The organism is Acinetobacter sp. YH12227 (assembly GCF_013417785.1).
Lineage (GTDB): Bacteria > Pseudomonadota > Gammaproteobacteria > Pseudomonadales > Moraxellaceae > Acinetobacter > Acinetobacter gandensis.
In genome coordinates this window covers 1-10466 of record NZ_VPDH01000094.1, presented here as the reverse complement: position 1 = coordinate 10466, position 10466 = coordinate 1, and the positions used below count along the sequence as shown (strand labels likewise).

11 protein-coding genes and 2 pseudogenes are annotated in these 10466 nt (G+C 37.3%); 6 read left to right on the top strand and 7 right to left on the bottom strand.

The features are described from left to right. Positions 1 to 469: 469 nt before the first annotated feature. From FTV09_RS15700 to ftsY, 4 genes are all read right to left on the bottom strand, one after another. On the bottom strand, positions 470 to 1096 hold the full coding sequence (locus FTV09_RS15700; protein WP_180058842.1) for a DUF2057 domain-containing protein: 627 nt from the start codon (positions 1094 to 1096) through the stop codon (positions 470 to 472). 192 nt (positions 1097 to 1288) lie between these two features. After that, complete coding sequence (locus FTV09_RS15695; RefSeq protein WP_180058841.1) at positions 1289 to 1882, bottom strand: nitroreductase family protein; 594 nt, start codon at positions 1880 to 1882, stop codon at positions 1289 to 1291. Positions 1883 to 2113: 231 nt separating this feature from the next. Further along, the gene (locus FTV09_RS15690) at positions 2114 to 2800 is read right to left on the bottom strand and encodes a nitroreductase family protein (protein ID WP_180058840.1); all 687 of its coding nucleotides are present in this window, start codon (positions 2798 to 2800) and stop codon (positions 2114 to 2116) included. Between the two features lie 175 nt (positions 2801 to 2975). Then, positions 2976 to 4067, bottom strand: a complete 1092-nt coding sequence (gene ftsY / locus FTV09_RS15685; RefSeq protein WP_180058839.1) for a signal recognition particle-docking protein FtsY — start codon at positions 4065 to 4067, stop codon at positions 2976 to 2978. Positions 4068 to 4308: 241 nt separating this feature from the next. On the opposite strand from ftsY, the pseudogene FTV09_RS15680 reads away from it, so the two are divergent. Together FTV09_RS15680 and FTV09_RS15675 are read left to right on the top strand one after the other, a co-directional pair. Then, positions 4309 to 5643 (top strand): annotated as a pseudogene (locus FTV09_RS15680) (M16 family metallopeptidase); the annotation flags it as partial. A gap of 114 nt (positions 5644 to 5757) precedes the next feature. Then, on the top strand, positions 5758 to 7326 hold the full coding sequence (locus FTV09_RS15675; protein ID WP_180058838.1) for a pitrilysin family protein: 1569 nt from the start codon (positions 5758 to 5760) through the stop codon (positions 7324 to 7326). Here the strand turns inward: FTV09_RS15675 and FTV09_RS15670 are convergent. Continuing rightward, on the bottom strand, positions 7250 to 7573 hold the full coding sequence (locus tag FTV09_RS15670; RefSeq protein WP_081410338.1) for a hypothetical protein: 324 nt from the start codon (positions 7571 to 7573) through the stop codon (positions 7250 to 7252). The two genes, FTV09_RS15675 and FTV09_RS15670, sit on opposite strands and share 77 nt — an antisense overlap. Before the next feature lie 109 nt (positions 7574 to 7682). After that, entirely contained in the window at positions 7683 to 8042 is a 360-nt protein-coding gene (locus tag FTV09_RS15665; RefSeq protein WP_067767059.1) for a hypothetical protein, read from the bottom strand. A gap of 223 nt (positions 8043 to 8265) precedes the next feature. Here FTV09_RS15665 and FTV09_RS15660 point away from each other — a divergent pair, with 223 nt between their 5' ends. From FTV09_RS15660 to FTV09_RS15645, 4 genes are all read left to right on the top strand, one after another. Then, positions 8266 to 8499, top strand: a complete 234-nt coding sequence (locus tag FTV09_RS15660) for a hypothetical protein (protein ID WP_067767062.1) — start codon at positions 8266 to 8268, stop codon at positions 8497 to 8499. 152 nt (positions 8500 to 8651) lie between these two features. Next, a complete protein-coding gene (locus tag FTV09_RS15655; protein ID WP_180058837.1) occupies positions 8652 to 9029 on the top strand; it encodes a DUF2750 domain-containing protein in 378 nt (125 codons plus the stop codon). 108 nt (positions 9030 to 9137) lie between these two features. Beyond that, positions 9138 to 9569, top strand: a complete 432-nt coding sequence (locus FTV09_RS15650; protein ID WP_067767065.1) for a CBS domain-containing protein — start codon at positions 9138 to 9140, stop codon at positions 9567 to 9569. A 186-nt stretch (positions 9570 to 9755) separates the two neighbouring features. Further along, the gene (locus FTV09_RS15645; RefSeq protein ID WP_180058836.1) at positions 9756 to 10016 is read left to right on the top strand and encodes a hypothetical protein; all 261 of its coding nucleotides are present in this window, start codon (positions 9756 to 9758) and stop codon (positions 10014 to 10016) included. An 8-nt stretch (positions 10017 to 10024) separates the two neighbouring features. Here the strand turns inward: FTV09_RS15645 and FTV09_RS15640 are convergent. Further along, a pseudogene (locus tag FTV09_RS15640) lies at positions 10025 to 10339 on the bottom strand (tryptophan synthase subunit beta); the annotation flags it as partial. Positions 10340 to 10466: the final 127 nt, after the last annotated feature.

Sequence of the window (10466 nt, the reverse complement as noted above, 5' to 3'; positions counted from 1 at the left end):
AATAAACTTCGAGTAATTTCTACCATCAATCAATGAAAATAATTTCGACTGATCAACTAGTAAAAATCCACACAAGTTGTTCTTCATAATCTCTTAATGATCTTCTTGCTGATTCGTCACCAGCAAGTAAAACCAAACATTCAAAAACTCAGCACTTCGTGCGTTTGCTTATCTGCGTTGGTATGCAGCGTATTCTATAGAGTTTAAAAACAAACACAAGACCCTATTGTAGAAATTTCTACAATATTAGGTATAAGTGATCATATTTTAAACTAAAAAGCATTTTTCTGCTTAGTATTCATTCAATATAAGCCGTTTTTTAGTTTTATTAAAGTGCTGACTTAAGCAAATTTTGAATTTACTAACATTATATAAAGATAAAGCCCACCCAAAGGTGAGCTTTTAATTTTATAAAGCAATGAAATATAACCTGAGCTTCATTGGATCCTTTTTAAATTAGGCTTTAATCTTAATTGGACTGTTCAGCCAACCAACTCATAAATTCCTGGCGTTCAACTTTGGTCGCCTTTTGCCATAACTGAATTAATTGTTGATCTGAAGCATTCACAACTGCTGATGTATTTTGTGTATATACTGGCGCTGGCTGATTTGCAGGTGCAGTCGTTTTTTTGGTTAGATCAAGATTATTTCCAAAAATCGCATTTGAGAAAATTGCTTTCTGCACTTGTTTTGCCCCTTGTTGCTGAACTAAAAGTTGATTCGCTTTATTGTACAAACCAAAAATTGGCTGATCTTTATATTTTTGCGCTTTATCAAAGTCTTTAGGTGCATCTATTAAAGCCAATCGATATTGTTGGCCATCGGCCAGAACCGGTGTACGTATTGAAGCAACTCCAGATTTTAGAATATCGTGTGAATTGTCTGGATGTTGAAAAAACTCGGTATAACGAACACTAATGACATTTTCGCCAGCGTTTAAAGTGTATTTTTCTGCCGAACGGAATAAACCACCACTTATCTCTTGATCATTAACAGCCACAATCTTAATTTCTTCTGGAACTGTTAATGTTACTGCAGCAAAACCTACACTACTCATCAGTAATGTTGCAGCAGCCACTGTAAAGCGTAAAGTCATGGTTATCACTCATATTCAAATTTTAAAGTTGGTTTGCACTATGCTATGCATATATGACAATGGTATGACATCAATTTATTACTCTACGCTTAGCTTCAATCCATAATTCAGATATCTTTTTTATTTTATACATATAAAAAAAAGGGCGAAATACGCCCTTTTAATATTCTGAATGCCTTTAAGTCACAAAACTTAATTAAATGTTTTAAAGCGCTCAGCATCATCTATGAAGGTTTTCTCACCCGCTGGGGCTTCAATAGAACCAAATACAAGTTGCGCACGTAATTTCCAATTCTCAGGCACTGAAAATGCTGCCGCTACTTCTTCATCTACAATTGGGTTGTAATGCTGCAAAGACGCACCAATATTTTTTTCCGCCAATGCCGTCCATGTGGCAAATTGAGCAATAGCCGTCGAATGTTCTGACCAAACTGGAAAATTGTCGGCATATAACGCAAATTGCTCTTGAAGTGCTTTCACAACTGCTTGATCTTCATAAAACAGAGCTGTACCAAAACCAGCTGCAAAACTATTGATTTTGCCATTAGTACCTTCAAAAGCATCAGCAGGTACAATTTTTCTCAAGGTTTCGCGGACAATATTCCAAAATTGTTGATGTGAATCACCAAATAAGATAACCACACGAGATGTCTGTGAGTTAAATGATGATGGGCTTAAACGCACAGCATCTTTAATCGTCTGTTCAATTTCAGCTTGTGACAAAGTTACATTATTACCAATCGAATAAATGGTACGACGTTGTTCAATTTGGTTAAGAAATGACATAGAAAGCCTCTTTTTATTTTCAGATCATATAAATGGATTGAAATAATCTTAATTGAAGTTTTTAACAATTACATGACTGTATTTACAACATTGTGTTTTATTTCTAGAACAATGATTTTTAACTTTGTAATATTGTTTTATCTTAAAAAATACAGCGACAGCACAGACACCGCTGTATTTACACTATCTTCACATATTCATCATAGGTTAATTTTAAAAAGTTCAATTCAATTAAGTGTAAATTCGAAAGCGTTCTTGATCTTCAGGCTCTTCTCGCTCAGGTGCATTTCCTTCTACAGAACCGAAAACCAATTGTGCACGGAGCAACCAATGTTCATTAATCCCTAAAAAGTTTGCAATGGCTTGATCAATGTGTGGATTATAGTGTTGTAATGATGCCCCCATTCCCGCATCCGCAATGGACGTCCAAACAGCAAACTGCGCCATCCCTGATGTTTGTTCAGACCATACTGGGAAATCTTCGGCACTAAACGGTACTTTTTTCTGTAATTGCTGAATTACTTGTTGATCCTCATAAAATAATACCGTGCCAAAAGCATCAGCGCATTGATCAACTTTTAAGGCAGCCCCTTCAAAAATATGTGCAGCCACATTTTTACGCTGTACCTCTTTAACAATATCCCAAAATTGTTGATGTGAATCACCAAACAACACAACGATACGGGTACTTTGCGAGTTATATGCAGACGGACAACAACGAACAGATTCCTGAATTAATTCAGCAATATAAGCTTGGCTAAAATGAACTTTTTTGCCTAAATCATAAATACTTCGTCGTTTCTTTAAGTGCTCTACAAAAGAAACTGGTGTATCCATTTCGATATTTTTCTTTTTTAATTTAAAGTCTTTCGTGATATCCGCAGTCAATACATGACCAATTTTATCGAGCAACGCCACACCTACACCCCAAATTTAAAATTATTCAAATGAAATAAATCCATGTTTATTTTAAGGGTTTCTATGCCTATATTTTGATTTATAAAATTATTTACTGTTCCTTTTTAAATCAATCAACCACGCAAAAAACAACAAACTCCGCATTTAACGGAGTTTGTGTGAATTGTCACGCATTTCACTTATCGGTTTCAAATAGCGCAGCAACAAAGGATTTGGCAGAGAATGGGCGTAAATCATCAATTTTTTCACCCACACCAATAAAACGAATTGGCACATGTGTACGGCTGGCAATATTAAATAAAACACCGCCTTTTGCTGTACCGTCCAATTTGGTAATGGTCAAACCTGTTAGTCCAACTGCTTCATCAAACATTTCAACTTGATTAATTGCATTTTGACCTGTACCTGCATCAACCACCAACATCACCTCATGTGGCGCTGTTGCATCAATTTTCTGCATCACACGTTTAACTTTGGTCAATTCTTGCATTAAGTGACCCTTGTTATGCAAACGACCAGCAGTATCTGCAATCAGCACATCAACACCTTTGGCACGTGCACTCTCGAATGCATCGAAAATCACAGATGCTGAATCTGCACCATGACCCTGTGCGACAACGGCGATATTGTTACGTTCACCCCAAATTTGAAGTTGTTCTGTTGCTGCTGCACGGAAGGTATCACCTGCCGCCAGCATAACCTTCTTACCTTCACCTTGTAAGCGTTTAGCCAATTTACCAATGGTGGTTGTTTTTCCAACGCCATTCACACCTACAACTAAAATCACATACGGATTTTTGTTTGTATCGATATGCAAAGGTTTTACGCGTGGTGCAAGCAAAGCAACCAATTCTTCTTGTAAAGCTTTATACAATGAGTGCGAGTAAATTAAATCACCACGCTCAGTACGCTCCGTCAAATTTGCAATAATGGTTTTTGTTGCTTCTACACCAATGTCAGCGACCAGAAGTTGTTCTTCCACTTCTTCCAAAAGCTCATCGTCAATTTCCTTACCACCAATCAGGATATTGACCATACCATCGGCTAAGTTTTTACGAGACTTTGATAAGCCTTCTTTCATGCGGCTAAAGAAACCACCTTTAGATGGTGCTTCAGTCTCAATCACCTCAGGTGCAATTTGTTCCTGTGCTTTTGCTGTTTCGATAATCGGCACATTTACCGCAGGTAAACTCGGTAACGTGACATCGTCATCACCGATATCAGCATCAATCAAAAATTTATTCTGCCCATTAGATTGCTGTTGCATGCCGAATCCTTGAAAAGCACTGCGTTAAAAAAATGAGATTCTAACATAACTTATCTTAATTTGAGCCTTTCCTGTGCTATCAGCCACACACACACCAAAAAACAACACGTTTCAGTTGCTTTCAAAGCACGCTTAGGCAAAATATCAGTATATAAAATAGATTTTACCGGATAGATTTGTGTCCTCTAAAAAAACGATTTCTCCTCGTCTTTTCAATTATTTAATTCGCTCTCTTCTTCATATTGGCCTAGCTGCAAGCAGCATTTTGGCAAGCAGTTATTTATATGCTGATACACGTAGCCAACTTACGCGAACAACGTTTGAAACCACCCTTAAAAATGGTTTAAAAGTCATCATTCGTGAGGATCATCGCGCGCCCATGGTCATGACGCATATTTGGTACAAAGTTGGGAGTAGCGATGAATCCGGCAATCTGCTCGGTATATCTCATGCCTTAGAGCATATGATGTTCAAAGGAACGACCAAGGTTCCGAATGATGAATTCACACGTTTAAGCCGAATTTACGGTGGCAGTATTAATGCTGCAACATTTACCAATTACACCAATTATTATCAACTCTATCCTAAGGCTTATTTTCCAATGGCTTTGGAATTAGAAGCCGATCGTATGAGTAATCTACGCTTACAACAGCAAGACTTTGACCCAGAAATTAAAGTTGTAATGGAGGAACGTCGTCAGCGTACCGATGACAATCCCCGGTCATTAGCATTCGAACGCTTTAAATGGATTTCATACCCCACCAGTCATTATCGCCAACCTGTGATTGGCCATATGAAGAATCTACAAAACATCAAATTAACAGACTTAAAGCAATGGTACAAAGAATGGTATACACCCAATAATGCGATTTTAGTCATTGTTGGTGATGTGGATGCAGAGTCTGCGATTCGACAAGTCCAAAAGTATTTTGGAGACATCCCATCACGTAAAACGCCTGAACGGAATGATGTTTTAGAATTTGAGCGTATTGGTTATCGCCATATGGAACTTAAACTTCCTGTACAAGTACCAAATCTTTACATGTCTTGGAATGTACATTCACTTGCTACAGCAAAAAACCCGCAAGATGCGTATGCGTTAAACATCATTCGAAATGTCTTAGACAGTGGTATTTCATCACGCCTACAAGACAAGTTGGTACGTCAGCGTAAAATATTAACCGCGGTCAGCGCCTCTTATGATCCTTATAATCGTGGTGATAGCCTATTTAGCATCTCTGCACTACCCGCAGATGGCATCAAAATGGAACAGGCGCAAAAAGCCATTCAGGATGAAATTGATTTACTTAAAGCAGAATTAGTCAAAAGCCCTGAAGTAGAACGTATTACAACACGATTTATTTCCAATTTAATCTATAGCCAAGACGATATTAGTGGTCAGGCAAAAATGATCGGTAATTTGGAAGTCAATGGATTAAGTTTTCGCTTGATGGATGAACTTCCAAAATATTATGAAAACGTGAGTGCTCAAGACATTCAACGCGTTGCCAATGCTTATTTTGTACGGGAGAACTTAAGTACCATGTATCTCTTGCCTGAACAAGAAAACAATCAAATAAGCACCATTAACCCAGCCCCTGCTGACAAAAATGAAAAAGTTGAAGCAACGCCAAGTGTGCCACAAAATGCTCAATCTATCGAAACAGATAATGCGATTTAAGGAATAAACATGTCTACATTGAAAATTTTATGCCTGAGCGTGTTATCCATTACGAGCGGTCTGGTTTTTGCGGAAAGTTATACTGAAAATATACCTGATATTAATGACAATCCGAGTCAACTACAGTCCATTCCAATGCTGCAAAGTCTGCGAAACGTGCAGTTAGAGAAAGAATATCGTGCACCTCATGTGCAAGAACTAAAAAACCGAAATGGTGTTCGCACACTTTTTGTAGAATCACAAGATTTACCAATGGTCGATATTCAGCTTACTTTCAATGCTGGTGCCGCACGTGATGAAGAAGTTGGAAAAGGTTTATTTGGTACAGCGAATATGGCCGCTCGCCTGATGGATGAAGGCACGGAAAAGTATAATGCTGCAGAAATAGCATCGGTATTTGATCAATCTGGTGCCCAGATGAGCATACAAGCACACCGAGACATGTTTGTGATGCGACTACGGGTTTTATCCGACCCTAAAAAACTTGAGCCTGCACTCGGCATGATGATGGAGATACTCAAAAATGCAACATTTAAAAATTCCAGTATTAGCTTAGCCTTAAGCAATAACCAAGCAGGTCAAAAGCAACTACAAGAAAGCCCAAGCCGACTCATGGGTATTCGCTTTAATCGTGAACTATATGGCACGCATCCTTATGCAGAGCCAATTACAGGAACAAATGGTAGTATCAAAAAAATCACACCGGAAATTCTAAAAACGTTTCGCGATAAATTTCTCGTTGCACAAAATATGAATATTGCGATTACAGGCAAATTGAGCACTAAAGAAGCCCAAAATCTTGCCGAACGACTTTCAGGTAACTTAAAACAAGGTGAAAAAGCAAAACCGTTAGCAACCCCAGTTGAAAAGAATGGTTTTAACATCGTTTATATGCCATTTAATTCGACACAAGCCAATGTGATGTTTGGGCACTTAGGCACTATTCGTAATAATCCAGATCGTTTAGCCTTAGAAGTTGCCAATCGAATGTTTGGTGGTGGTGGTTTTAACTCCATACTAATGCAAGAACTTCGTATAAAGCGCGGCTATACCTATGGAGCTTATAGCTCTTTTAGCTTTAGCCAATCCCCTGGAACATTTAGTTTTAGTTATGGCACACGTCAGGATCAACTCGTTGATAGCATCAAAGTAGCACACAAAGCCTATGTCGACTTTGTAAAAAAACCGATTGATGCAAAACAGCTTAAAGAAACAAAAGCAGGGATGCTTCGGGCTTTCCCCAACAATTACAGCAGTAACTCAACTATTAACGCTCAACTAGGGCTACTCGGTTTTTATGATCAACCAACGGATTACTTATCCCAATATCCAAAGCTTTTGGAAAAAATAACAGTAAATGATGTACAACAAGCTGTGCAAAAATATATGCATCCAGAAGATATGACAGTAATTGTTGTCAGTCAGCAACTGGACAAAGAACAACTGAAACACATTTTACAAGAGAATTTAGGAACAACACCTGAGCCTAAGCAATTACCCTCTAATGTTGCTCCTCTGCCAATGCCGGCAACTGATGTGCCCGCACAGACTCCATCTGATAAGCGTGCATCAATTTAAGATAAGCAGCCATTCGTATTTTATCTTGCTGTTTTAATAACACAGCCATTTCTTGAGTTTCAGGATAGCTTTGCTGAACAGCAAGACTTGATACGTTTTGATACTGTTGCACGGAAATAGGACGGCATAATGCAATTACAGCGAGAATCAAAATAATCGCAATCATCATTGAAACGAAAATATTATAGACTTGCTCAAGCTGTATTTTAGATTTGAATTGAATAATTTTTTCTAAATCAATAGTCATACACTACCTCAGGTTAAAAGTAGTGTATGGCTGACGTTAAATAAGTTCAAGTAATCCTGCTTAATTCATAAGCAATTCAAAATGGTGCCATGTGACTAAATCGTATCTTTTAATGAATAATGGTACGAATCACAGCAAAATAAAGGATTAATGCAATAATAGCCAACACAATAATGACGGCAAAAATACTCATCCCACCTTCTGCATGTGCAGGATGCAAATCATCATCATCAGCTATTTTTAATAGTTCTCCGTTATAAGCATTGTAAAATTCTAAGCGTTGATTCTTATCTAAATCACGCGTGAAATCATAAACCCGTTTACGCTGTGCTAAACCAAAATCCCCTAAATGTATTTCTTGATGAAAAATTGCATCATCTAAGTTGCGTCGATGTTGATGCGCCAACTCCACAATTTGAGACATTGTAGGAGGATAATCTAAAGTCAAACCGTCTAAAATTCTACTCATGTCCTTCTCCTTATTATCTACAACTTCTTATGTTAGTATTTTAATCAATTAAGCAAATGTTCATTGTTTAATCATGTAAACTACACCAACAAGTAAAATATTTGCAGTAATAGTTGACAATTCAAGCTAATTGTAATATTAGTTTAATAATACTTAGTTATATTAGTTAAAAGGGCTAAAGAATGGGCCCTTGAATGATCATAATTAGAATAAGGAGTTTAATATGATTCAACAATTCTCTCAGCATGAACTTGAACACGTTTATGCAACAGCAGTAAATACAATCCAATCTCAAATGAACTTCAGCGATGCAGTACATGAATTGGAACAAGCAGCTCGCGCTGGCCATGGTAAAGCAGCAATGTTTTTAGCTGAACTTTATTACCAAGGTTTCCGTGTAGAGCGAGACTCACTAAAAGCGCAATATTGGCAAAACATGGCCACATTGCAAGCATAATCAAACGTCACCCAGGTGGCGTTTTTTTCACCCTTTACTTTTTGACTTAGCTATTTATATACATAAATTCTTACAATCAAGTTCAAGACATACACAGTAATTTCATTTGAATTTTCTACAATAGGGGCAACATCAACAACACGCTGCATATGATGTCTAAATTAAAGCAATATAAACCGATTCAAAAAGATTTATTTTTTAAAATTAATATTTTAAAAACCATGATGTACTGTGGTGTTTTATGGGGACTTTATCACCAACAAGGCTGGGCGATGACCAGCGATCAAGATGATATTATCTTCCCCTTTTGGTTAAATGGTATTCAGGCACATAAATATGCCAAGAAGAATTGGCCAAACTACACACCACGACGTATTACTCCACGTGATTTTGAAGTCGCGCTATTACCAACACTCACAAGGCTCAAAGTCACACCTGCCTTATATAGTTCAAATAACATCAAATTAAAACTTACGACTATGCAAATGCGCCATTTCTTTTTTTCAACGCCAAATATGCGTACTGTTTAATTCAAATTGACTAACAAAATAACTGATGCAGACACTGAAAAGTGTTTGCATTTTCTAAATTTCACGCTAATTTAAATTAAACAATAAATACTATAAGGGACAAAATATATGACTACTGTTGCACAAGTTTTGAAAGACAAAGCCTACAAAGAAATTTACACAATTACACCGGATGCAACCGTACTTGAAGCGATCTCACTTATGGCTGAGAAAAGCATTGGTGCGCTTGTCGTTACTCATGAAGGCAATGTGGTTGGAATTCTCTCAGAGCGTGACTACACGCGAAAAATCGCCCTCATGGAAAGAACCTCTTTTGATACCACAGTAAGTGAAATTATGACCGGTAGCGTGATTACCGTGACTACAGCAGCAACGGTTGAAGAGTGCCTTGAATTGATGACAGATCGCCACTTGAGACATTTACCTGTAGTTGAAGATAAACAGCTTAGTGGTCTTATTTCGATTGGTGATTTAGTCAAAGCTGCGATGGATGATCAACGCAAATTGATTGAACAACTTCAACAATACATTTCAGGCTAAATTAATTTCCCCTTTATCAAATAGTTAAAGGGGGAGAATTAATCAATATCATTGCATAATTTTAAGCAGCCAATAAACGTAATGACAATAAAATTACAAAGCAATTACTCAATACTAAATTCAGCTTCAGATAACTTAAATCAAATTGATTGTATAATTTCAAAACTTGAATCATTAATGATATCAATGAAACATGATCCTTTACTCAGTTCACATAGACGTACCATTAACCTTGAGCTTGCGGCAGCAGTCACAGAACTATTAGATAGCAAAGCTGTTATCTATGCCTTACATCCTCAACTTATTCCATTTTCATCAGTCTTTGACTACAGTTTTTATAAAAGCTATGTCAAAAAAAATATCCCAGTTAAAAACTGGGATATTGATGATCAAGTTCAGAAAATTTATGCACCTTCAAACAATGATGCACAACTGAGTCTTTTTTAATTGAGCGATTAGTTAAGACCCAATTTTGCAGCTACATAATCAGCATCTTTATCACCACGACCAGATACATTGACTACAATTTTAATGTCTTTAGCCAGTTTCGGTGCTTCACGTAATGCCCACGCAACTGCATGAGAACTTTCAAGTGCAGGGACAATACCTTCCACACGAGACAAAGTCATAAACGCATCCAAGCATTCTTGGTCAGTCGCTGCAGTATATTCAACACGACCTAAATCTTTAAGCAAACTATGCTGTGGACCAACACCTGGGTAATCTAGACCGGATGCAATTGAATGCACTGGTAAGGGTTGACCTTGTTCATAGAGATGGATCCGTAAATTTGAACAACTCCTATAAGTGATATTCTGCTCCTCAAATGATGTTATAAACATCAATATATGGAGTATTTTATGGCACGTAGACCAAGAAGAAATCATTCAAATGATT